Here is a 23814-nt window from a genome sequence, read left to right as displayed (position 1 = left end):
CAACTAAAAATTTATAAAGATGAAAACCAATTTTTTAAAACTGCTGATGCTAATCGGCGTATTTATGTTTGTGCAGTGTTCAACTCCGGATGCAGAAGAAGCACAAAGCGTAACTTTTAATACTAAAGTTACAAATGTTCACCCTTTTTTAAATTGTGACTGTAGTGAGAGTCCTACTAAGGTGACGACCAATGCCGGTACCTGGGCAAATCAGTTTGCTCCGTTGGTAAAGTTTGATCGTGCAGCACCGGATTATCCTGCTTCTGTAGAGACTGTATGGGCCAGCTCTGCTGCCGGAGGTAAGGTATGTGGTGGCGAACTTGCACTAACTGATGCTACAGCGCCTACAGCACCTGTATTTCCTACTTATTATGATGTACAGCAGCATCCGTCTGATTCTGATAAGATATTTATAGAATACTGGTTTACTTACAAACGTCAGGAGCCTTGTGCTGCAGGACAGGGAGGTCATGATTATGACTGGGAGCATATCGTACTTCAGGTAAAGAAATCTACACAAAAAATCTTAACAGTAACATATTTTCAGCATGGTGGCTGGTATACAAAAGACTGGAGAAATAAAGCTGCAGGAACAAGAGTTGTGGGTTATGTAGGTAAAAAAGCACACGGAATGTATCATAACTCACGTTCTTCAAGCTTCTTTGGGTATGAGTGTACGTATTACGGAGATTACAGGAATCCTGCTGATGCCGGAGATGAATATGGTACATGGAACAACCTAGTAGCTATGTCTTGTGAAAAAACAGAATTCAACTTTAGCGGTAACTGGGGAGCTTCAGGTAAAGGTCCTTTATTCCGTACACGTGATTTCTGGAACTTTGCTGCCTGTAAAGGTACTGATGGGTTATTTGGTACAGATGGCTGTAGCCAGTGTGATTTTGGTAACAGTGTTACTATAGGAAGCATAAACTAAATAAAAGATTTATACTACGGCCTGATTCAATATTTTATACTTAAGCCGCCCTTTTGGGTGGCTTTTTTATTGCCTTTTTTACAATTAACAATTTGATAACCTAGTTTAATGGTATTTAAAAGGTATTGCGGGTACTTAATGTCAACAGGTTAAAGAAGATTATTTACCCACGGCCACTAATTAGCCTGAATAATAAATTAAAACAAAGAAAATAAAAAGGTAATATATATTGCCCTGCTGTTTATTGAGCAGGATAAGACAATATGTGTTTTGCAGTAAATAAAATATTTATGCTTTAATAAAATGGTATAGCTATTTGCAGATGGTTATGCTGTTTTCTTTTTTATTAAAGTAGTGTGTAATATCAAACTTGATTTTGATGTGTTTGTTTAAGTTTACTAAAAATGAAAAGCCCCGCATTGCGGGGCTTTTATGCTTTTCTTACTAATTATCTTAGTGAGCAGCCTCTTCAGTGTGAGCTTCTTCAACTGGAGCAGCAGCAGTATCAACAGTAGCTTCTGGAGCAACTTCTTCAGTAACTTCTGGAGTTACAACTTCTTCAGTTGTAGTTTCTGGTGCAACTTCTTCAGTTTTAGTTTCTTTACAAGAAACAAAAGAGATCATAGCGATAACTGCTAAGCTTAAAACAACTTTTTTCATCTTACTAAATTATAAAGGTTAATTATTAATTCGGAGCAAAGATATAAATTTTTTGACACCACAAAATAAATCTTGCTAAAATTTTTAAAAATCTTTTATTACTGAAAACCAACATATTAAATACATCGTTTTCGGTATTATTGCTAAGATTTGTCTATAGTGCCCTTAGAAATATTCCTAAAAATTATCTAAGGGCATAAACAAGCTTTTTGTAAGGTTAACCCGAACCCTTATTTTTTCTTATTTTTTACTATTTCCATCTCATCTATAAGGCGGGTACAACCTGCATATTTGTCAATAATAAACAATACATAACGCATGTCTACCATTATATTTCTGCATATAGAAGGGTCATAATAAATATCGCTCATGGTACCTTCCCATACACGGTCAAAATTTAATCCTATAAGGTTACCTCTTGCATCTATGGCAGGGCTGCCAGAGTTTCCTCCTGTTGTGTGGTTTGTACCGATAAAGCAAACCGGCATTTTTCCGTTGTCACCATATTGGCCATAATCTTTTTTGTTGTACAGGTCTATAAGTTTTTGAGGAACGTCAAACTCATAATCGCCTGGGACATATTTTTCCATAACACCGTCAAGATAGGTTACAGGCTCATAGTAAACCGCATCTCTTGGAGCGTATCCTTTTACTTTACCATAAGTTACCCTTAGCGTGCTGTTAGCATCAGGAAAGATTCTGGAATCTTTAGGGCTTAGCTCAAGAATACCTTTCATATAAGTGCGCTGTAAAGCCTCAATTTCTAAATTGATTTCTTCATACTTAGGGTTAACATAAGTAAGGAAAGAGTCAGACATTGCTTTTACTAGCTGGAAACCTTTATCGTTATTAAGTTTCTCTATAACCGATTTGGCATCACCGCTTAAAAGTTCCTGTAATCCTTCGTAGCTTGTTAGCTTAGATTCGCTGTAAATATTTTTAGTAAGTACTTTATAGTCGGCATTAATAAGTCCGGCCGGAACAAATTGTTGTGGTGATTTAGTTGCATACAGTTCAATAAGCTTCTCAAAAACCTTCTCGTCTACATTTTTATTAAAGTCTTTGTAAGTACCCTCAAGAGAAGCTATAGCGTTTCCTTTACGGTCGTTAAAAGCCTGCTCACCTCTCATGTTGTATACCTGCTCCAGTTGGTATAGTCTAAAGCCTACGGTAAGCAGTTCTGTATTTCTTAAAACCACTTCAAAAAAGTAATCCCTGCTTAAAGCATATGGGGCAATCTCGTTATATTTTGCTTCAAACTGGTTGAATAGGTTTCCGTATTCACCTTGTTTGCCCGCTTTGTTTGCTTCCTTAATAAAGTTTTTCTCGTAGTCTTTTTTAATGGCAACTGCATTGGTTTTTTCAAGCCCCTGCGATTCACCTATCCATTTTTTCCAATAGTTGGCAATACGTGCATATTTAGCTGCATACTGTATTTTAATGGCATTATCCCTTCTCATAAAGCTGTCGGTAACTTTAAGTGCAGCATCCCTCACTTCAATTTTAGCAGGGTTAAGGCTGGTTAAAATCTGCTCAACCGCTACAGAAGGAAGATATTCTGTAGTCCTGCCCGGATAACCAAATACAAGAGTGAAATCATCCTCTGCTATACCTCCTATAGATACAGGGAAGTAATGTTTTGGTTTGTAAGGAACGTTATCCTTAGAATAAGGAGCCGGACGGTTATTCTTGTCGGCATATATCCTGAAGATTGAAAAATCTCCCGTATGTCTTGGCCATACCCAGTTATCAGTATCAGAACCGAATTTACCTACAGATGAAGGCGGTGCGCCTACAAGGCGAACATCCGGATAAGATTCCACTACAAAAAGCATGTACTGGTTGCCTTCATAAAAAGTACGTATCCTATTTTCCTGCCATGATTCTTTAGGCAGGGTTTTGGTAAGATTGGTAATGTTTTCCTGTATTTTTTGCTGCTTCGCCTCTTCACTTGTTATAGAAGCTGTACCCTCAAGTACTTTTGTGGTAACGTCTTCTATCTTTACTATAAAGGTAACTTCCAGGTCGGCATTAGGAAGCTCTTCTTCCATAGACATCGCCCAAAAACCATCGGTAAGGTAATCGTGCTCTACTGTAGAGTGCGACTGGATTTCTCCATAACCACAATGGTGGTTGGTTAACAGAAGTCCCTGAGATGAGATAACCTCTGATGTACATCCGCCGTTAAATTGCGGAACGGCATCTTTAAGGCTGGAATGGTTAACATCATAAATGTCTGAAGCCGACATTTTCATGCCCAGGCTCTTCATTTCTTTTTCGTTCATTCCTTTAAGCAGGGATGGTATCCACATGCCTCCCTGTTGTGCATAGGCAGGGATTACCAGTAAAAGGACAAGCAGTCTTAAAAATTTCATAGTGTATTGTAAAAAAGTTTGTGCCCGCAAGTTACAATTTTTGCACAAAATAATGCTACAGGGCTTTTTGTTTGCCATTTGTGTTATATCTTTCAGTATTGTTAGTAATATTTTAAAATGTCACAAAAATTAATTGCCCATATAAAAAGATTTGTCCCGCTTACAGATGAGGAAGAGAAAATCCTGAAGGATTATGTGCAGACAGAAAAATATGGTAAAAAGGAGCATTTGCTCGATGCAGGGGAAGTGTGTTCTAAAAAATACTTTGTGGCAAACGGAATATTGAGAATGTATAATCTTAATGAGAAGGGAGTGGAACAGGTAATACATTTTGCCATTGAAGGCTGGTGGGTTACTGATTACTTTAGCTATAATAGCGGAAAGCCATCTAAGGTGAGCCTGCAGGCTGTTGAGGAAGCGGAAGTGGCTGTGATTGATGCATCGTTAGAAAATGAACTGTTGGCTAAAGTTCCTAAGCTGGAAAGCTACTTTAGGCAGGTGTTGGAGAGGGCTTATGCAGCCTCACTTATGCGGACACATTATATGTTTAATTTTTCTGCGGAAGATCGCTACCGTCATTTTGCAGCAACCTATCCCGATTTTGTACAGCGGGTTCCTCAATATCTTTTAGCATCTTATCTGGGTTTTACACCTGAATTTTTAAGTAAGGTAAGAGCTAAAAAGGAGTAAGTGTGCTTTCTTAATCTACATTAAGTTTTTTGTGATGCCTGTGTTTGAACTTTGTAATAACAAATTAAAACACAATTATCATGAAAACAAGAATGAAATTACTCGAAGTTGTGCCGGAAGCCTATAAAGCCATGTTTGGATTAGAAAAATACATAAACGGTACAGAATTATCTAAGACCCACAAGCATCTTATAAAAATAAGGGCATCACAAATTAATGGCTGTGCCTTTTGTATTAATATGCATACCGAAGAGGCTAGAAAAGACGGTGAAACCGAAAAGAGGATCTATACGCTTAATGCCTGGTGGGACACTAATTATTTTACTTCTGAAGAGAGGGCTTTGTTAGCCTTAACGGAAGAAGTAACCAGAATAACCGGAAAAGTATCTGATGAGACTTATGAAAATGCAGTAAATCTGTTAGGAGAAAAATATGTAGCCAATGCTATCATAGCTATAATGGCTATTAACGCATGGAACAGGATGTCTGTAACCACACACATGATGCCGGAATAATCCCCTACCTAATTTATTGTTCCATTCCGATTGCAGCGATAGCGGAACAGAGGAATCTATTTGTGAGATTTCTCCACTTCACTTCGTTGCGGTCGAAATGTAATATTATTTTTTTACTGTAAGCTTCATGAGCTTACGGTTATGTACTGTAAAGTCTTTAGACAGATAAAGCTTTTGGGCTATCATGTTATGGCCTTCAATTTCAAGGTAAATAACATTTATGGCCAAATCAAGTGCCTGATCGTGAATAAAATCTACCGTCTGTTTACCTATACCCTTACCGCGTCCTTTAGGGGAGATGTAAAGCTCATCTAAAAAAGCAATGCGCCCTTTGTATTCAAAGCTAAAAACAAAAGTGAGTATAACATATCCGGTAACAGTATCATTATCCAGAATTAACCAGCCCCTTCCTAAATCTTCATTTTCGATAAATTCTTTAAGAAGTGATTTTGAAACAACAGGGTCTATAGGATAATTATCTATGGCATAAAAATCCTGCATCATGGATACGGTACGGTCAATATCATTAGCCCGAATGGGCTTAAAAGTAATTGGCATCAGTTATTGATGTTGCTAATAATACGGTCTACAGCCCCACGGTTCATGTGAACAAAAGTGCCTGCAATATGACCTTTTTCATTCCTGAAATCATCATCATAAATAAGAGATGAAAGTGTTTCTTCCATTTCCTTTTTGTCCTTCACGGCAATGCATCCGCCCATGTGTATCATGGCTATGGCCTCGGGGAACTTCTGGTGATTTGGTCCTATAACGATAGGGATGCCAAATGCTGCGGGTTCCAGTATGTTATGAAGTCCTGATGTGCCAAAACCACCTCCTACATAAGCAAAATCAGCATAGCTGTATATCTTGCTCAATATCCCAATGGTGTCGGCGATAAATACCTCATATTCGGCCAGGTTCTTGCCTTCCTTTTCAGAAAACAACACTGTTTTTTTGGTAATGCTGTTTTTAAGCTGTTCAATCTGTTCTGCTTTAATGTTGTGCGGAGCTATTATAAATTTAGTGTTATTTGACGAGTTTATAAAATCAATAAACATACTTTCGTCTTTAGGCCATGAACTGCCCGCTACCATAGTGATTTTATTGTTTTTAAACTCTTCTATAAAAGGTAGTGTATTGTCACGTTCCAGTATTTCGCTAACCCTGTCAAAGCGTGTGTCTCCACTAATAGATACATTATGGAGGCCTATGCTTTGAAGAAGCTCCTTCGAGCTGTTATCCTGAACAAAAAATTGTGTAAATGCTTTTAATGCTTTACGGTAAAAACCACCATACCATTTAAAGAACACCTGTTTTTTTCTCATTAACCCCGAAATAAGGTAAGTAGGTGTGCCAGCTTTTTTAAGTTCCTTTAGGTAATTAGGCCAGTATTCATATTTAATAAAGAAGGCCATTTCAGGATGTACCACTTTTACAAACCTTTTCGCGTTGCCAGTGGTATCCAGAGGCAGGTAAACCACAACATCGGCAGTTTTTGTGTTTTTTCGTATCTCGTATCCTGAAGGCGAGAAGAACGTAAGTACGATTTTATGGTCAGGATATTGTTTTCTTATCTTTTCCATAACAGGAAGTCCCTGTTCATATTCACCCAACGATGCCGAATGGAACCAGATAGTTTTATCCTGTGGCTGTATATGCTGTTCCAGGGTATTAAAAACCGTTTTCCTGCCCTTAACGAAAAGACTGATCTTGTGGTTAAAAAGCGCAACGATTTTTAGTAGGAATCCGGTAAAAACGGTAAGCAGGTTGTACAGAAAAAACATAGTGAAAATATTGAGCTGCTAAATTAATACTTTATATTATTTTCATTGGCAGGCAGCCATTAAATTAGTAGTTTTGCTATGGCTTAAATTTAAAAGGCAAATGAAAAAAATACAGATGGTTGACCTTAAGGGTCAATATGATAAAATTAAAGATACAGTAAATAATTCTATTCAGGAAGTTTTAGATAATACAGCATATATAAACGGGCCTCAGGTTCATGAGTTCCAGAAAAATCTTGAAGAATACCTTGGTGTTAAGCACGTAATACCTTGTGCAAACGGTACTGATGCACTTCAGATTGCAATGATGGGACTTGGCCTTAAGCCGGGCGATGAGGTTATTACTGCCGACTTTACTTTTGCCGCTACCGTAGAGGTTATTGCATTACTGCAGTTAACTCCGGTACTGGTAGATGTTGAGCCGGATACTTTTAATATATCTATTGAGGCAATTCGCAACGCTATTACTCCTAAAACAAAAGCTATTGTTCCTGTACACCTTTTTGGGCAGGCAGCAAACATGGAGCAGATTATGGCTATAGCAAAAGAACATAACCTTTATGTAATTGAAGATAATGCTCAGGCTATAGGTGCTAACTATAAATACAGCGACGGTTCTAAAAAGAAAGTTGGTGTAATAGGCGATGTGGCTTCTACATCGTTCTTCCCGTCTAAAAACCTTGGTTGCTATGGCGACGGAGGTGCTATTTTTACAAATAACGATGAGCTTGCACATATAATAAGAGGTGTTGTTAACCACGGTATGTATGTGCGTTACCATCATGATGTGGTAGGTGTAAACTCAAGGCTTGACAGTGTGCAGGCTGCGGTTCTTAATGCTAAGCTTCCATTACTTGATTCTTATAACGAAGCAAGACAGGCAGCAGCAGAACGATATAATGCCGCTTTTGCAGGGCATGCCAATATTGTTACTCCGGTAACAAAAGGAGATAAAGACAGCCACGTATTCCATCAGTACACATTAAGGATTCTTAACGGAGACAGGGATGGTTTAATGAAACACCTGCAAAGTAAAGATATTCCATGTGCCATATATTACCCGATACCACTGCACAAGCAAAAAGCATATCTTGACGAAAGGTATAATGAGGCTGATTTTACCGTAACCAATCAACTGGTTAATGAGGTACTTTCTTTACCGATGCATACTGAGCTTGACGAAGAGCAAATTAAATTTATAACAGACAGTGTTTTAGAATATTTGACATAACAGCCAACAAATAAGAATGAAAATACTTGTAACAGGAGGCTTAGGCTTTATAGGTTCGCATACTGTAGTAGAACTCCAAAAGGAAGGTTTTGATGTAGTGGTTATTGATGATCTTTCCAACTCATCTGTTGATGTGCTTGAAGGTATTGAGGCCATAACCGGAAAAAAACCTGAGTTTGAACAAATAGACCTTAGGGAAAAGCAGGCAGTAAAAGACTTTTTTAAAAAGTATGCTGATGTTACAGGGATTATTCATTTTGCTGCTTCTAAAGCAGTTGGTGAAAGTGTTGAAAATCCTTTGCTGTATTATGAGAACAATATAGGTTCGCTGGTATATCTTTTACAGGAACTGCAAAAGAAAGCCGAGTCTTATTTTATTTTCAGTTCTTCATGTACGGTATACGGACAGGCAGAGAAAATGCCTATTACCGAAGAGGCTCCTATACAGGCAGCGATGTCGCCTTATGGTAATACCAAGCAAATAGGAGAAGAGATTATAAGGGATGTGGCAAAAGTAAGTGGTATAAATTCCATCCTGCTGCGTTATTTTAATCCTGTAGGTGCAGATCCTTCTGCTAATATTGGGGAGCTGCCATTAGGTGTTCCTTTAAACCTGGTTCCGTTTATTACCCAAACAGCCATTGGTATAAGAGAGCAGCTTTCGGTTTTTGGCAATGATTACCCAACGCCGGACGGAACCTGTGTAAGAGACTATATACATGTTGTGGATTTGGCAAAAGCACACGTTACGGCGTTACAACGTCTTATAGGTAAAAACAATCTGGAGAAGGTGGAAGTATTTAACCTTGGTACAGGCAAAGGAAACTCGGTTATTGAGGTTATTAATGCCTTTGAAAGGGTAACGGGGCAAAAATTAAATTATAAGATTGTAGGGCGCAGGGCAGGAGATGTTATTGAAGCCTATGCCGATACTACAAAAGCAAATAACGTTTTGGGCTGGAAAGCAGAGCTGTCACTTGATGATGCGCTGGCATCGGCCTGGAAATGGGAACGGAAAGTAAGGGGTAAATAACCCCTTATTTTTTTATCCTTATTTTCCATAAAATCTCAAAGCTTATGGTATGCTGGTATAGTAATTCGGTTTGAGGGTACACGCTTACCAGAGTAGGGTTATAAATAAATCCTACGTGAAAAGTTTTTCCAAAATCATAGTAAGCATTTAGAGATAACCCTATGTTTTTACTTTTTTCGTTTTTGTTCTTTTCATTAGTATAATTATCATCACCATAATTATAAAGCCATCTGTTGTCGGTGTAACTAAGTCCATATCCCAAACTAAAACGCTTTAGCTGATAATTATCCGTGAGGGTAGTATAGACGGAAGTAAAAGTCTCAACGTCGCCATCATTTGTTATGGGGACAGGGAAAGGTAGATCGAAGTTTGTAATTCCCCCTACGTTAAGTTTTACGAATTTATTGTTTTTGTAAAAATATTCTACACCTGTGCTGATACCAAAAAAACCAAGCCCTATTTGTATTCCTTCACCTTCGGGTTGAAAAAGAAATCCGTTTACATAGGGTATGGATATATCAATGTTGATGCTGTTTTTGTTCCAAGTGATATCTCGTTTTTTTCTTTGAGGCAACTTTATGGCCTTGCCAAGGGTGTCGTTAATGTCTAAAAAAAGTTCGTTACCATAATAGAAACCTTTTTGACTCACAACATCTACCAATAAACTTTCAGGATATAATGGGGTGACGATGAGGTTAAACGCATAGGCTTTAGATGTTAATCTGGACTTGGCTTTGTAAACCCGGCTAATAGTATCATAATTCAGGGTTATTTCAAGTGGTTTAATACTGCGTTTTACCTTAACCTCGGCAGGTGTTGTGTAAATGCTGTCATAAATCTTTACGGTCGCGTTTTGAGCATTGGTATTTACCTTTAACGGGTAGGTTCTTTTGTTTGTAATTGTTGCGCATGAGGTAAGGCTTAGTAATACTATTACGGCCAATAGCTTTTTCATAGTTGGTGTTTTGCTAATAAGATTAGCAATACTATAAAAGGTTGCGTTTCCTATTATTAAGGGATTGTTATTTTATCTCCATTTGTTACCTCTTTCCGGTTGAGGGTCTAATTGTGCGGATAATGATTTTAATCTTGACTTTAAAAGTATTCTTCGCCCCACAGGAGTCCTTGTATAGATCAACTCACAATCGCCAACAAATTTTTCCCATAAGGAGGCAAAGTGCTCTGCTGTTTTTTTGTTTCGGCCTATAATGTCAGGTACTGCATGGTAGTCCCTTTGGATAAGGAAGTTCTTTTTACTTTTTCTGATAATGATATAACGGGGACTGTCTACAGGTGCAACAATCTCCATAAGCGATTCTATAAAAATTGATTTTTCAAAAGAGGTGCCTCCCTGCAGATAGCAGTAAATATCTCCTTTACGGCCAACATCTGCTATCAGGCTAATCTTATATCGCGGAGTATGTATATGCCCTGCATGTACAAGAGTTTCAAAAAGGGCCCTTGCTATTTGTTTGATATCTTCGGTTATGTCGCGATAAGTAACATACATTCTAAAGGCTTTGTACGCCTGCCTTCCGTAAGCAAGAAATCCTACTCCACCAAAAACAGATATGGCGATAAATAATTCCTGCCAGCTTTTAATGTAACGTATTCCTTTTGCCAATCCCTGTAATGCATAAGATCCATAGGTCATTATTCCAAAAGTAATCTGGGCTATAAAATATCCTATGGTCTTATTGAAATAAAGGTCTTTAAGTTCCGGATAGGTTTTTTTGCTTTCCTTGTGCTCTTCCGGTACCAGAAAAGGTATTTTAATCTCTTCAACAAGACTGAATCCTTTTTTTATGGCATCTTCCCATCTTTTCCTTAAAAGATCTCTTTTTAAGGCGTTAGAAAACATCTCTTCATTTTTGTTTTCTATTACCTTGGGACGATGTAAATTTTTAGGAATGTCAAGTCGTGCTATACCATTTTCTATTCCTTCATCGTCTTTAAATGATACTCCTACAAAGCCTTTAAAACGCCTTCTGAGCATTTCGAGATCGGTACCGCCAAGAATGTCTGTAGGGTCAATACATACCAGATGCCATATGTTTCCGGTTTTTTGGTTATTGCCCCTTTGTGCCCTTATGGCTCTTCCCCTCATTTGGTTAGATAAAACAAAGGAGCCTACAAAGCTGGCCAATATAAGTGCGTTTATGCAGGGTGCATCCCAGCCTTCTCCTAAAAGTGATTTTGTGCCTACAAGAGCCTGTATCTCTCCTTCTTCAAAAACTTGGGTTATAATGGTTACAATGTCGTGTTTTAACTGTTCGTTTGGAGTGACTAAAAGGTAATTGTCATCAAAAGGAACTGCCGAACAGCTAATGTTCCTAATGTTGTATTTTTCTATTTTTTCTTTAAAAGAGCTATAAGCTGTTTTCGGGATAATAATAAGCGATCCTGTTAAAACTCCAATTTTAAGATTGTGCGGATTGCCGCGTCTTAATTTTTCAAAAGTTGGCATAACACCTACTTTATCCAACTCTTTGTTGTTTACAGATGCAGTTGTATAAAAGTCTTTACGTATAAAATCGCAAAGGATAACCAATCGTAAATCATCCTTAAGATTAGAAAACTCTAAATCGGTTATTTTTTTAATCCCGTCCAGTTTACTGATACTGGAAGTAAGATTTGCTGATATTTTTCGGTTAAGCTCAAATTTAATGCTCTTTCTTTCCATCATGCCATAGTGCCTGAGCATGTTGGCAAGCGATTCTTTATGTTCCTTAAGTTCTTCAAAATAGACTTTTTCCTTAAAAAGGTAAAAGTCAAGAAGTGCTTCCAGCCTCTCTTTATCCATTTTGGGGATCCTTCCTTTTTCATCGCCTATAACTTCAAAATGTTGTAAGGGGATTTCCTTTCCTATACTGTTAAGGAAAACAAGGATGTTGATGTATTCCTGAAAATTGTCATATATCCATTCCAGATTTTCAAACGGATTACTGTAAACAGGATGGCTTTCTAATGCAGCTATAAAAACTGTATCCGTATTAATTTTATCGGTAACCAGTTTTACTTTATCTCTAAACTTGTCTATACTTTCCTTTTCAGATTCTGACGGGAGGGTAAAATATACATAATCCTGATGCGGGCAAAGGTCATTTTCCTTTACCAGCTCAGGAACTGTAATCTCTGTGTCTACAGGGCCATTAAGTTCGGTATACCTGTGCCACTCGCCAGGACTTACATCATAAGGAGGGGTGGCGGTTAAGGCAACAATAACCGGGTCGAGTTGTTTTTTAATTTTGGTTAAGGTGTCCCACCATTCGTTCTTTAAATGGTGTGCTTCATCTATTACTATGGTCTTTACATTTTGTGTCTTTAGACCGTTAACTATTTTAGTAAGGTTTTCGTTTGTGCTTTTTTCTTCTTTGTAAGTTTCCTCTTCTTCCTCATTGTAATCCTCCTCTTTTTCCTGCCTGTTGTTACAGGCGGCATGCATACCCTGATAAGTACTTATAGTAAGGAATTTTGGGTTTTTAATATCCCTTGAAATCCAATCGGGGATAGTGTCTGTATCAAGAAACAATTCACAAAACCTTTGTATCCACTGGTTTCTTATGGCTATAGTAGGGGCAAGCACGAGTGTAGGCTGGTTAAGCCTTTTCATTACTTCAAGCCCCAGTATGGTTTTACCCGACCCAGGAGGTGCTATAACATGAAGATGCCTGTTGTATAAATGATCTTCCAGTTCATGAAGAACCCTTTCCTGGTATTTCCTCCAGGAGTATTTAAACTTGATGTTTTCGGGGAATGTATTCAAAGGTGTGGTGTTATTTTAATGCCGGGGTTTATTTTTAAAACAGCTTCTATAAAAGTGTCATTGGTTTCCGGGCTGATGTAAATATCGTCAAACTTATTATATTTTATAATGAGTCCCTTAGTTGCCAGTGCCGGTTTAAAGCCTACATACATGGTCTTACCTTTTACAATTTCATGTATGTTGTTTATCTCTATTTTACCATTAATAAAACCGCATTTGTAAATTATATGAGAAGGTGTGACTATGTAGTGTGTAGTAGCCATCCCGCCAAGAAAAACTAAAATTATAAGGCTGATGATATAAAGGGGAATAATGCTAAGTGAGAACCCTTCTTCCTGATAGCCCTGTGTGCAGGCAAAAATTATAATAGCCGCTGTAAAAGCGAATATTAGATAAGAGAAGATATTTTTTCGGCTTCTGAATTTCATGAAGCCTAAAATAAAAAATCCCCCGCAATTGCAGGGGATCAGTTGTATTTATTTTTTTATGCTGAAGCAGTCTCCGCTTCCTTGTTTATCTTCTTAACAAGACCTTGCAGTACATTACCCGGTCCAACCTCTGTAAACAGGGTAGCACCATCGGTAATCATGTTTTGTACACTTTGAGTCCATTTTACAGGAGCCGTAAGCTGTATAATAAGGTTTTGCTTAATTTCATCAGGATTACTTACTGCTGTAGCCGGTACATTTTGGTATACAGGGCAAACCGGAGCAGAGAAAACTGTTTTCTCAATAGCAGCGGCAAGTTCTTCTCTTGCAGGCTCCATCATAGGCGAGTGGAAAGCACCACCTACAGGCAGGATTAATGCTCTTTTTGCTCCTGCAGCTTTTAAAGCTTCACAAGCCCTTTCTACAGCCGAAGTTTCACCTGAAATAACAAGCTGACCCGGACAGTTGTAGTTTGCAGCCACAACAACACCTTCAGTCTGTTCGCAAATGTCTTCAACAATTTTATCTTCAAGACCTAATACGGCAGCCATTGTACTTGGAGTGATTTCACAGGCTTTTTGCATTGCCATGGCACGTTGCGATACCAGTTTAAGTCCGTCTTCAAAAGTAAGTGCCCCAGCTGCTACAAGTGCAGAAAATTCACCCAGAGAATGTCCGGCAACCATTTCCGGCTTAAAGCTGTCTCCTAAGGTTTTTGCCAAAATAACCGAATGTAAGAAAACGGCAGGCTGCGTTACTTTAGTTTCCTTAAGTTCCTCTGCAGTACCTTCAAACATGATGTCTGTAATACGGAAACCTAATATATCGTTGGCTTTTTCAAATAATTCCTTTGCCTGGGGAGAGTTTTCATAAAGCTCTTTACCCATTCCTGTAAACTGGGCACCCTGTCCCGGAAATACATATGCTTTCATTTTGTTCTCAGTTTAGTTTTGTTGCACAAAAATAGGATTTTTTCAGGACTATACTATACAATAAAAAAACCGCCCCGATGGAGGAGGGGGCGGCTCACGCTAACCTAACCAAACTTCTGCAAAATTACAGAACGAAATAGGGGTTCTTAACCGGTTGCAAATGATTAAGCTTCGGGCTTTGATCTAAAGACTCCTCACTAAACTCATCTCTATATTCATTTACCATTTGCAATAGGTTTTGCTCTATAGTGTTTGAAATTGCAATCATAGGTGTATCTGTAGGTCTGTTCTCAAACGGATCCTGCAGGTGTATAGCCATTTTTTCTATTAAGAAAAAAGCAGCACCAATTGTGGTAACAAGAGGTATTTGCAGCCATCCTAAAAGATCTGTAAGGCCAAACGGTAACAGGGTAAGGAACAGTACTAATGTAAAACGTATATACATACTGTATGTGGTAGGGAATACCGTATTTTTAATACGCTCACACTTACCCATACTGTCACACAGGCGACTTAGTGTATTGTCTATCTCTACCTGTTGGTATACGTTTATCCTTTCCTCGTTGTTCGCTTTTTTAAGCTCTTTGGCATGTAGTAATAACAATGCGTTAGGGACATGCTTGTGTTTCTTTACAAAGCGGTATTCCTCTTCGCTAAGCAGTGAACGTATAGGTTTAACGGCATCCTTACCTCTTAAGGACTGCCCCAGGCTGTAACACCAGGCCGCCTGCCTTTTGGCAAAACGTTCTTTAAAGTCATTTGCCTCAACAGAAAAATCCGGGTCTTTGTAAAATCCTATTACCTGTCTTATCAATGTTCTTGAGTCGTTAACGATAGCACCCCAAACAATACGGGCTTCCCACCAGCGGTCGTAAGCTTGATTGGATTTAAAGGCTAAAAGCAGCGATATAATAGTACCTACAATTGTAGGAACCGCAATAGGTATATCTATGGAAATGGCATGATAGTAGTGATGTACCAGCTCAAACCCTACAGTATACAATAGTATAAGGATAAGCTCGATTCTAATCTTACCCATTACATACTTCATCGGTATTTTTTTCTTTAACAGCATAATTTCTAATTTTATGTTGAAACTTCGGCATATACCGAAAGGACGGGTAAACCAAGGTTGTGATTTACGGGCTGTGCTTTTCGGCTCAAACTTCTTTTAGCTGATTTTCGGGCTTCAATAAGTATGTCAATATTATTTTTGGAAATGGTTTCCGTAATCTGGGCGGCCATCTCTTCAAGGCTTTCCTCAATTCTGGCCTGGCTCACTATTTTAAATGAAAACTGTTCGCTTACAATCTTCTGAACGTCATTAATACCAAGCTCTATTTTAGAATGTTCTAAATACAACGCTTTATTAAAATCATTTTCTTCAGGATTGTTGCTTAAATGAAGCAGCGGATATTTACTGTTTAACAGCAACTGTATACAATAGGAATGAAGGCTATTTTTCTCTGCCTTATAGGAAGGGGTAAGTATTACCAGGTCTGTAGCCAGGTATTCCATTAAGTTTTTTAATAAAGGTCCCGAAATACCATACTGATTATGTATTACTAATCTGCAATTGTGAGTATTAGCTACAGTTTCCCTGCATTTTTGAATGATTTCACTTTGGGCTGCCGTATACATAGGAGAAGTCTCCCTTAAAAATTGAGAGGCAGAATAAGTGTCGGGTATTTTTTGGAGTAACATAAGCACTATGCTGCAGTTTTTTCCCGTAGCATATTTAACTGCTGTTTTAACAGCGGTTAATGTATCATCTTCAATCGTTGTTGGGATTATAATGTTTTTCATAATGCATAAATCTTATAGTTTATACATACAAAACAACAGCCCTAATCTTAGAAGCGATTTAAAACAATATTAGAATTTCTTAAGAATTAAAATTAGAATTTTTAATGTTGGAGATTGTGAATACAATATTCACTACGGTACCTTTTCCTGGTTCAGACTGAATAATGAGCTCGCCGCCATGCATTCGGATAATTTTCATGGCCAATGGCAGCCCTAATCCGTAGCCTGCATACTTTAAGGCAGCCTTTTTACCCCTAAAAAAAGGTTCATAAAGATAAGGGATATCTTCCGGCGGGATACCGATACCGATATCGGTTATGCTTATGGTAATGGCTTCCTTGTCGGCCCTAAGACTCACGAATACCTCTTCGTTATCAGAATATTTTACCCCGTTTGTGATGATGTTACCAATGGCAAGCTCCAATAATGGCCTATTACAGGGTAATACCAATAGAGAATCATCTTCCGGAATGTTTTTAAGATTGATAGTAACCCTGTTTTGCGGATATATTTTATCAATATCACACTTAACATCCATAAGTATTTCATCAATGCGTGCAATATCCTGAACCTGTTTTTTACCGTCATATCCCGTTTGGGTAAGTTTTAATAAGCTTTCGGTAAGATTGCCCAGTCGGCTGGCCTGTTTATTAATGTTTTCTAATGTGGTTATATATTCTTCGGCTTCTCTTTCTTTTAATAATGCAATCTCTGTTTCGGCCATAATAGTAGTTATAGGCGTCTTCAGTTCATGGGAAGCATTATTAATAAAATTAGCCTGAATCTCAAAAGAGGTTTCCAGCCTGTCCAGCATATCATTAAAGGTACGGGTGAGATCGGCAATTTCGTCCGAGTCCTTTATGTCCGGCAGGCGGTTGTGCAGGTTAGAAGCGCTAATACGCTTAACTTCCTTATTAATACGCGAAACGGGATTAATAAACCTTGCAGCAAGAAATCGGCCGAAGAAATATGCTATTATTATAAAGGCAAGTCCGCCAAAAATAAGTATGCGGGTTATGTATATTAAACTGGTATTACCCCTTCTGTCGCGTGCGGTAACGATAACCATATAACGCTGTCCCGATTCGTTAAAAATCTGAGCATAATAGTATTGATGATCGCTATCTACAGTCCATCCCGATTGCTCCCTCATCACTTCGGCATAAAACTCTGGTGGAAGGTTAAGTTCAGTATTGTATTCAAAGGTGTTTTCTCCGTTTACCTTAAGTACAAAATCATTTTCGTTGATAAGCTCTTCGAGACCATTTGCCTTAAGGTTCTTGTAGTAAGCTGCCTTGACGGGGTCATGCTGGTAATGGATAGAAGCGACAATCTTTGCCCTGTCCTGAAGCCTTTTTAAAAAGTAGTACTGGTTATTTTGCTTAAAAAGAAAAAACACAACAAGGCATAGTGCCAGTGTGCTTACTCCCGAAAGAACGATGTATGTAACTGTAATTTTCTTTTTAATCTGCATTTGTTTAGGGCTTTAAAACATAACCAAGGCCTTTTATAGTATGTATCAGTTTAACCGAATAAGGCTTGTCAATCTTCTTTCTAAGGTAATTTATATATACATCAACAACATTGGTGTTCATGTCAAAATTTATGTTCCAAACGTTGTCCAGTATCTTTTCGCGGGATAAAGTAATTCCTGTATTCTTGGCCAGGTAGTACAAAAGCTTAAACTCTTTTGCGGTAAGTGCTATCAGTTCTCCTTCACGTTTTACTGTTTTTGCCCTTCTGTCAATTTCAAGGTTATCTATAGTAATAATCTCGACTGGTTTCTGTTCCTGTCCGGCTCTGCGGGCAAGTGCATTGATTCGGGCTTCAAGTTCGGTAAACTTAAAAGGCTTTGCCATATAATCATCGGCACCGGCATTAAGCCCGGTAACAATATTCTCGCTGCTTCCTAAAGCGGTAAGCATTAAAATAGGTACAAAATTACCTGCGTTTCTCAGTCTCCTGCATATTTCAATGCCGTTAATGTCCGGTAGCATAAGGTCTAATACCACAACATCAAAATGATTGTCGTTAATCATTTCCAGTGCGGTAGTACCATCCATGGCAGCGCTCACATCATAATTTTTTTCAGAGAGGCCTTTACGGATAACCGATAAAAGTTGAGGTTCATCTTCTACTATAAGCAGTTTCATATGTGCAAGGACATTTATACAAAAGTAAGAATTGAAATCTTAAATAATTGCAAATAACTTTTAATGAAGGATTTTTATCACATTTATAGTAGAATGGCTGTTGTATAAGCTAATACTGAATTATCTCCTGAAAAATGTAACGTTTTAAAGGTATGTGCTACTTATAAGGAAACAAACCAAATAACGATTATGAAAAGGACAGTCGCAGCAATATTTGTATTGCTAACAGGATTTTTAATTTTTTATCTGGCACTTCCGGTTATAAATTACAGGTTTACCGGATTTGCAGTTATACTTATATTCCTAATTCTTTTACTCAATTTACTTACCGCTAAAGCTTATACCACGAACAATAAGCTGAAGTTTAAATTTGGCAGCCTGCAAAAGATACTTTTCAGGATTGTACCAATACTTCTTATTTATGTTATTGTGTTGCCTTTTGTAACAAGTGCACCTATATTTTACAATCAGTCCTATAGGGAGCTGATAGGGGAGGTTAAAATAGGTAACGAGATGGCAAATCATATTGCGCCTATAGCTATTAATAAGGTAAGGGTAGTAGATGAAAAACTGGCATCATTGTTAGGGGAAAAAATAATAGGTTCAGATCCTGCATTAGGCAGTAAAAGCGAACTGGGAGAGTTTTTTATCCAAAAGGTGGGAGACGATTTATTTTGGGTAGCACCGCTATTGCATTCGGGATTTTTTAAATGGCTTAATAATACTGAGGGTACCGATGGTTATGTAATGGTGTCGGCTACAAATGAGCGTGATGTGAGATTGGTGCAGAATCTTGACGGAAAGGATATTAAAATTAAGTATCAGCCTGAGGCTTTCTTTGGGAGCAGGGTAGACAGACATGCTTATTTTAACGGATATGCTACTACAGGACTTACCGATTTTACTTTTGAAGTGGATGATGCAGGTAAACCGTTTTGGGTTGCTACAAAGTATAAAAAGAGGGTAGGTTTTTCAGGTAATGATGCTGATGGTGTGGTCGTAATTGATGCGCAGACAGGTGACTTGAAAGAGTATGGTATAGCTGATACCCCGGCGTGGATAGACAGGATACAGCCTATATCTTTTGTAATTGACCAACTTTCCGATTGGGGTGAGTATGTTCACGGTTACTGGAACTGGAGTAATGAAGATAAGCTTATGATTACCGAAGACCTTACTTTGGTTTATGGTAAAGACGGTCGCCCTTACTGGTACACGGGAGTGTCATCTGTAGGTAAGGATGAGTCGGCAGTAGGATTTGTGCTGGTAGATACCCGTACAAAGGAAACGACCTTCTATAAACAAAGCGGTGCAACGGAATATGCTGCGCAAAAATCGGCAGAAGGTAAGGTTCAGGAAAAACGTTACCACGCCTCATTGCCTGTTCCTTATACCATTAATGGTATACCAACTTATGTTATGACCTTAAAAGATGGTGGCGGACTGGTAAAAATGTATGCTATGGTTGCTATTGGCGATTATACGATAGTGGGAGTGGGCAATACCATGTCTGAAGCTCTTATGGCTTACAAGAATGTATATAATATGTCTGGTAACAGGATAAACCCAGATGCGGTTGATACCCGAACAAATCTTAGTACTACAGTGACGAGGATACAGAGTGATATTAAAAACGGTAACAGTTTTTATTACTTTACCGTTAATGGCAGTCCTAAAATATTTATAGCCTCGTCACAATTGTCTAATGAGCTTCCTGTGACAAAGGAAGGTGACAGTATAAGTATATCTTTTGATAATGATGTGGAAGATGTAATAAACGTTTCCACTTTTGATAATCTCAAGTTGGGAATTAAGAAATAAAAAAAGGCCGGGTTTACCCGGCCTTTTTTTATTGTTGTATTTTTTATGCGTTTACTTTTACTATTGCAGCCGCTGCAATAGCTTTTTCAACTATAGTTTCTACCGGAGTATCAGTATTATCATACGTCAATGCTACACCCATCCTGCGGTAAGGGCGTGATGTTGGTTTGCCAAATAACCTGAAATCGGTTTTAGGTAAAGCAGCAATCTTTTCCACTCCGTTAAAAGTAGGGTTGTTACTATTTTCTGAGGCTAGTATAACGGCGCTTGCACCGTTTCTTTCTAACGTGATTTCGGCTATTGGTAAGCTTAATATGGTTCTTAAGTGCAGTTCAAACTCATTAAAGTTTTGAGTCCCTGCCAGTGTTACCATACCTGTGTCGTGAGGTCTTGGTGATAGTTCAGAAAAGTAAACTCCTTCATCCGTAAGGAAAAACTCCACACCAAATATTCCTGCCCCGCCTAAAGCTTCGGTAACTTTGCGAGCCATATCCTGAGCTTCTGCAATATCCTTATCACTTACCCTTGCAGGCTGCCAGCTTTCCTGATAATCACCACGTTCCTGTCTGTGGCCTATTGGTGCACAAAACAGGGTAGGGTTGTTGTTTTGGGTAACAGTAAGTAATGTAATTTCTGAATGGAAGTTTACGAAAGCCTCAACAATAACTTCTACCACATCACCACGGGAACCTTCTACAGCATATTTCCATGCTTTTTCAATATCCTCCTGTGTTTTAATGGTAGACTGCCCTTTACCTGAAGAGGACATAAGTGGCTTTACCACACATGGCATACCTACTTCGCTTACCGCTTTCTCAAGCTCTTCGGCAGAGGTAGCATAACGGTAGTTAGCCGTACGCAGGCCAAGGTCTTTTGCTGCAAGGTCACGTATTGCTTTACGGTTCATGGTAAAGTTAGCTGCCTTTGCAGATGGCACTACAGTAATGCCCTGTTTTTCATAATCGTAAAAACGCTCTGTTCTTATCGCTTCAATTTCAGGAACTATAAAATCAGGATTGTGTTTTGCTACAACCGCATCAAGAGCAGCGCCGTCAAGCATATTGATAACCTCAAAACCATCGGCTACCTGCATGGCAGGAGCGCCTTCGTAGCTGTCTACAGCTATTACGGTCTGGCCAATACGCTGTGCTGCGATTACAAACTCTTTACCTAATTCTCCTGAACCTAATAAAAGTATTTTTTTCTGCATATTCCTTATAATGTACTATATAATCAAAAAGCCCTGCTTTAGGCAGGGCAGTATTTTGTATTAAGCAAGTGCTTCTTTAATTCTTCGTAAAGCTTCAATCAGTTGCTCTTCGCTTGTAGCATAAGAGAAACGGATACAGTTAGGGTTGCCAAATGCATCTCCTGTTACGGTAGCCACATTAGCATGCTCTAACAGGTACATAGAGAAATCGTCTGCATTTTTAATTTCCACTCCGTTTAATGTTTTACCAAAGTAGTAAGACACGTCAGGGAAAACATAAAATGCGCCTTCCGGTACGTTTAGTTTAAAGCCCGGAATTTCCTGAGCAAGGCCGATAACTAAATCCCTGCGCTTATGGAAAGCGTCAACCATGTATTTAATAGCAGAAGGATCGGCATCAACAGCAGCAATAGTAGCACGCTGAGCGATACTGTTAGCACCACTTGTTACCTGTCCCTGTATTTTTGTACATGCTTTGGCAATAAACTCAGGAGCGCCTATGTAGCCAATTCTCCATCCTGTCATGGCAAAAGCTTTTGCCACACCGTTTACGGTAATTGTTCTTTCCAGCATTCCCGGTATAGAACCTATACTGCAAAATGTACCTGAGTAGTTAATGTGCTCATAAATCTCATCAGATACAATGTATATGTTAGGGTATTTTTCTAATACTTTAGCGATAGCGGTAAGCTCCTCACGGCTGTAAACTGAACCACTTGGGTTACAGGGAGAGCTAAACCACATCATTTTTGTTTTAGGCGTAATAGCTGCCTCAAGCTGCTCTGCAGTCATTTTAAAATCAGTCTCTACCGAAGTAGGTACCTCAACCGGTACACCTCCTGATAGCTTAACAATCTCTACATAGCTTACCCAGTATGGGGCAGGTAGTAACACCTCATCACCATCATTAAGCATTACCTGTGCAATGTTGTAAAGTGATTGTTTTGCACCTGTTGAAACAACAATTTGAGACGGTGTATAATCAAGACCGTTATCTCTTTTAAACTTACGGCAAATAGCTTCTTTAAGCTCAACATAACCGTCTACCGGTGTATAAGCGCTGTAGTTTTCGTCAATGGCTTTTTTAGCCGCTTCTTTAATAAAATCCGGAGTATTAAAATCCGGTTCGCCAAGGCTAAGGCTTATAATATCTTTTCCCTGTGCTTTTAGCTCTCTGGCTTTTGCTGCCATAGCAAGCGTTTGTGAGGTAGACAGATTATTGATCCTGTCAGAAAGCTGATTCATCGTCGTACTGTGTTTAATTGACTTAAAATATTAATTTAATGCGGGTTTCATGCCCAGCTCTTTTAGATGCTTAAAGTGTGCCGCTATTGCGCTGCGCATGGTTTTAAACTCATGGTAAGGCAGGTTGTGCTCTTTAGCGGTTTGTTTTACGATTTTTGCAATAGCACCATAATGAATATGGCTTATGTTTGGAAAAATATGATGTTCTATCTGGTGGTTTAATCCTCCGGTAAACCAGTTTACAATTTTGTTTCTAGGAGCAAAATTGGCAGTTGTATAAAGCTGGTGTATTGCCCATGTGTTTTCTATCTCACCGTTCTCTCCCGGTATAGGGTTGTCGGTTTCTTCAACCACGTGTGCCAACTGGAAAACCACGCTTAAAATAAGTCCGGCAGTGTAGTGCATCACAAAAAAGCCTATAAGTACTTTCCACCATGTAATGCCTAAAATCATAGGGATGGCAAGCCATACCACAACATAAATAAGTTTTGTTACTACCAGTACTGTCCATTGTTTAACCGGACTCTGGAATTTACCATAAGAAAGCCCCTTTTTAATGTACCTTCTCATTTGTTTTATATCGGTTGTAATAGCCCAGTTAAAAGTAAGCAGTCCATAAAGGAAAATGGAGTAGTAATGCTGAAATTTGTGGAACCTTCTCCATGTTGCACTTTGTGAAAAACGTATTACCCTTCCGGCATCAAGATCTTCGTCGTGCCCGTGAATGTTAGTATACGTGTGGTGAAGCACATTGTGCTGTACCTGCCAGTTGTATACGTTTCCGGCAAGAATGTAAATACTGCCGCCCATAAAGTTATTTAACCACGATTTAGAAGAGTATGATCCATGGTTACCGTCGTGCATTACGTTCATGCCCACACCGGCCATACCTACTCCCATAACAATGGTTAAAAGGAACTGTGCCCAAACAGGCAGGTTAAGTGTCAGTATTAAAAAATAGGGAGCCAAAAACAGGGCAAACATTACGATTGCTTTTAGATGCAGCTGCCAGTTTCCGGTTTTTTTCAGGTTATTTTCTTTAAAGTAGTCGTTTACGCGTTTGTTTAGAGTCCTGAAAAATTTTATTGAGTCGTTTTTAGAAAAAACGGGAGTGTTGATATTCATGTATTTATATTTCAAATCTAGAAGCTTCAAAGGTAATTATTAATGAGTAGCAAAACGAAAAAAATGATGTAAAAATTAGCGCTTAAAATGCTTACTTTTGCCT

The 23814-nt window shown here is 38.6% G+C and carries 21 protein-coding genes; 6 read left to right on the top strand and 15 right to left on the bottom strand.

What is annotated here, in order from left to right; genetic code table 11:
* Nucleotides 1-19 precede the first annotated feature (19 nt).
* Complete coding sequence (locus tag FUA48_RS01605) at nucleotides 20-934, top strand: NPP1 family protein (protein WP_147581811.1); 915 nt, start codon at nucleotides 20-22, stop codon at nucleotides 932-934.
* Between the two features lie 453 nt (nucleotides 935-1387).
* Here FUA48_RS01605 and FUA48_RS01600 read toward each other — a convergent pair whose 3' ends face one another.
* A complete protein-coding gene (locus FUA48_RS01600) occupies nucleotides 1388-1594 on the bottom strand; it encodes a PG1828 family lipoprotein (protein ID WP_147581810.1) in 207 nt (68 codons plus the stop codon).
* 230 nt (nucleotides 1595-1824) lie between these two features.
* Nucleotides 1825-3969, bottom strand: coding sequence for a S46 family peptidase (locus FUA48_RS01595; protein WP_147581809.1), 2145 nt, complete (start codon nucleotides 3967-3969; stop codon nucleotides 1825-1827).
* Between the two features lie 117 nt (nucleotides 3970-4086).
* Between FUA48_RS01595 and FUA48_RS01590 the strand changes: the two genes are divergently transcribed.
* Nucleotides 4087-4659, top strand: coding sequence for a Crp/Fnr family transcriptional regulator (locus FUA48_RS01590; protein WP_147581808.1), 573 nt, complete (start codon nucleotides 4087-4089; stop codon nucleotides 4657-4659).
* Between the two features lie 80 nt (nucleotides 4660-4739).
* Complete coding sequence (locus FUA48_RS01585) at nucleotides 4740-5174, top strand: carboxymuconolactone decarboxylase family protein (protein ID WP_147581807.1); 435 nt, start codon at nucleotides 4740-4742, stop codon at nucleotides 5172-5174.
* A gap of 105 nt (nucleotides 5175-5279) precedes the next feature.
* Here FUA48_RS01585 and FUA48_RS01580 read toward each other — a convergent pair whose 3' ends face one another.
* Both FUA48_RS01580 and FUA48_RS01575 read right to left on the bottom strand, forming a co-directional pair.
* The gene (locus FUA48_RS01580) at nucleotides 5280-5732 is read right to left on the bottom strand and encodes a GNAT family N-acetyltransferase (RefSeq protein WP_240732524.1); all 453 of its coding nucleotides are present in this window, start codon (nucleotides 5730-5732) and stop codon (nucleotides 5280-5282) included.
* Entirely contained in the window at nucleotides 5732-6961 is a 1230-nt protein-coding gene (locus tag FUA48_RS01575; protein ID WP_147581806.1) for a 3-deoxy-D-manno-octulosonic acid transferase, read from the bottom strand. The genes FUA48_RS01580 and FUA48_RS01575 overlap by 1 nt, the downstream gene beginning before the upstream one ends.
* A 100-nt stretch (nucleotides 6962-7061) precedes the next feature.
* Between FUA48_RS01575 and FUA48_RS01570 the strand changes: the two genes are divergently transcribed.
* Together FUA48_RS01570 and galE are read left to right on the top strand one after the other, a co-directional pair.
* A complete protein-coding gene (locus tag FUA48_RS01570; RefSeq protein WP_147581805.1) occupies nucleotides 7062-8192 on the top strand; it encodes a DegT/DnrJ/EryC1/StrS family aminotransferase in 1131 nt (376 codons plus the stop codon).
* Nucleotides 8193-8208: 16 nt separating this feature from the next.
* Entirely contained in the window at nucleotides 8209-9225 is a 1017-nt protein-coding gene (gene galE / locus FUA48_RS01565) for a UDP-glucose 4-epimerase GalE (RefSeq protein ID WP_147581804.1), read from the top strand.
* A 4-nt stretch (nucleotides 9226-9229) separates the two neighbouring features.
* On the opposite strand, the gene FUA48_RS01560 is transcribed toward galE, so the two are convergent.
* From FUA48_RS01560 to FUA48_RS01520, 8 genes are all read right to left on the bottom strand, one after another.
* Nucleotides 9230-10180, bottom strand: coding sequence for a hypothetical protein (locus FUA48_RS01560; protein ID WP_147581803.1), 951 nt, complete (start codon nucleotides 10178-10180; stop codon nucleotides 9230-9232).
* 72 nt (nucleotides 10181-10252) lie between these two features.
* The gene (locus FUA48_RS01555) at nucleotides 10253-12991 is read right to left on the bottom strand and encodes a DEAD/DEAH box helicase family protein (RefSeq protein ID WP_147581802.1); all 2739 of its coding nucleotides are present in this window, start codon (nucleotides 12989-12991) and stop codon (nucleotides 10253-10255) included.
* The gene (locus tag FUA48_RS01550; RefSeq protein WP_147581801.1) at nucleotides 12988-13419 is read right to left on the bottom strand and encodes a PH domain-containing protein; all 432 of its coding nucleotides are present in this window, start codon (nucleotides 13417-13419) and stop codon (nucleotides 12988-12990) included. The genes FUA48_RS01555 and FUA48_RS01550 overlap by 4 nt, the downstream gene beginning before the upstream one ends.
* Before the next feature lie 56 nt (nucleotides 13420-13475).
* The gene (fabD, locus tag FUA48_RS01545; protein WP_147581800.1) at nucleotides 13476-14351 is read right to left on the bottom strand and encodes an ACP S-malonyltransferase; all 876 of its coding nucleotides are present in this window, start codon (nucleotides 14349-14351) and stop codon (nucleotides 13476-13478) included.
* 124 nt (nucleotides 14352-14475) lie between these two features.
* Entirely contained in the window at nucleotides 14476-15426 is a 951-nt protein-coding gene (locus FUA48_RS01540) for a bestrophin family protein (protein ID WP_147581799.1), read from the bottom strand.
* Nucleotides 15427-15437: 11 nt separating this feature from the next.
* Nucleotides 15438-16157: a hypothetical protein gene (locus FUA48_RS01535; RefSeq protein ID WP_240732523.1), complete on the bottom strand. Its 720-nt coding sequence runs from the start codon at nucleotides 16155-16157 to the stop codon at nucleotides 15438-15440.
* A gap of 79 nt (nucleotides 16158-16236) precedes the next feature.
* Complete coding sequence (locus tag FUA48_RS01525; protein WP_147581796.1) at nucleotides 16237-17631, bottom strand: sensor histidine kinase; 1395 nt, start codon at nucleotides 17629-17631, stop codon at nucleotides 16237-16239.
* A 4-nt stretch (nucleotides 17632-17635) separates the two neighbouring features.
* Nucleotides 17636-18310, bottom strand: coding sequence for a response regulator transcription factor (locus FUA48_RS01520; protein WP_147581795.1), 675 nt, complete (start codon nucleotides 18308-18310; stop codon nucleotides 17636-17638).
* A gap of 189 nt (nucleotides 18311-18499) precedes the next feature.
* On the opposite strand from FUA48_RS01520, the gene FUA48_RS01515 reads away from it, so the two are divergent.
* The gene (locus FUA48_RS01515; RefSeq protein WP_147581794.1) at nucleotides 18500-20131 is read left to right on the top strand and encodes a hypothetical protein; all 1632 of its coding nucleotides are present in this window, start codon (nucleotides 18500-18502) and stop codon (nucleotides 20129-20131) included.
* A gap of 43 nt (nucleotides 20132-20174) precedes the next feature.
* Here FUA48_RS01515 and purT read toward each other — a convergent pair whose 3' ends face one another.
* Genes purT through FUA48_RS01500 form a run of 3 tightly spaced genes read right to left on the bottom strand, consistent with a single transcriptional unit; the run spans nucleotide 20175 to nucleotide 23711 of the window.
* Nucleotides 20175-21341 (bottom strand): formate-dependent phosphoribosylglycinamide formyltransferase, encoded by a 1167-nt coding sequence (gene purT, locus FUA48_RS01510; protein ID WP_147581793.1) that lies wholly within the window; start codon nucleotides 21339-21341, stop codon nucleotides 20175-20177.
* A gap of 60 nt (nucleotides 21342-21401) precedes the next feature.
* Nucleotides 21402-22586 (bottom strand): pyridoxal phosphate-dependent aminotransferase, encoded by a 1185-nt coding sequence (locus FUA48_RS01505; protein ID WP_147581792.1) that lies wholly within the window; start codon nucleotides 22584-22586, stop codon nucleotides 21402-21404.
* A gap of 30 nt (nucleotides 22587-22616) precedes the next feature.
* Entirely contained in the window at nucleotides 22617-23711 is a 1095-nt protein-coding gene (locus tag FUA48_RS01500) for a fatty acid desaturase family protein (RefSeq protein ID WP_147581791.1), read from the bottom strand.
* Between the last annotated feature and the right edge of the window lie 103 nt (nucleotides 23712-23814).

The organism is Flavobacterium alkalisoli (assembly GCF_008000935.1).
GTDB classification, from domain to species: Bacteria; Bacteroidota; Bacteroidia; order Flavobacteriales; family Flavobacteriaceae; genus Flavobacterium; species Flavobacterium alkalisoli.
The sequence above is the reverse complement of the archived record's forward strand: the minus strand, read 5'-3'. Positions and strand labels throughout refer to the sequence as shown.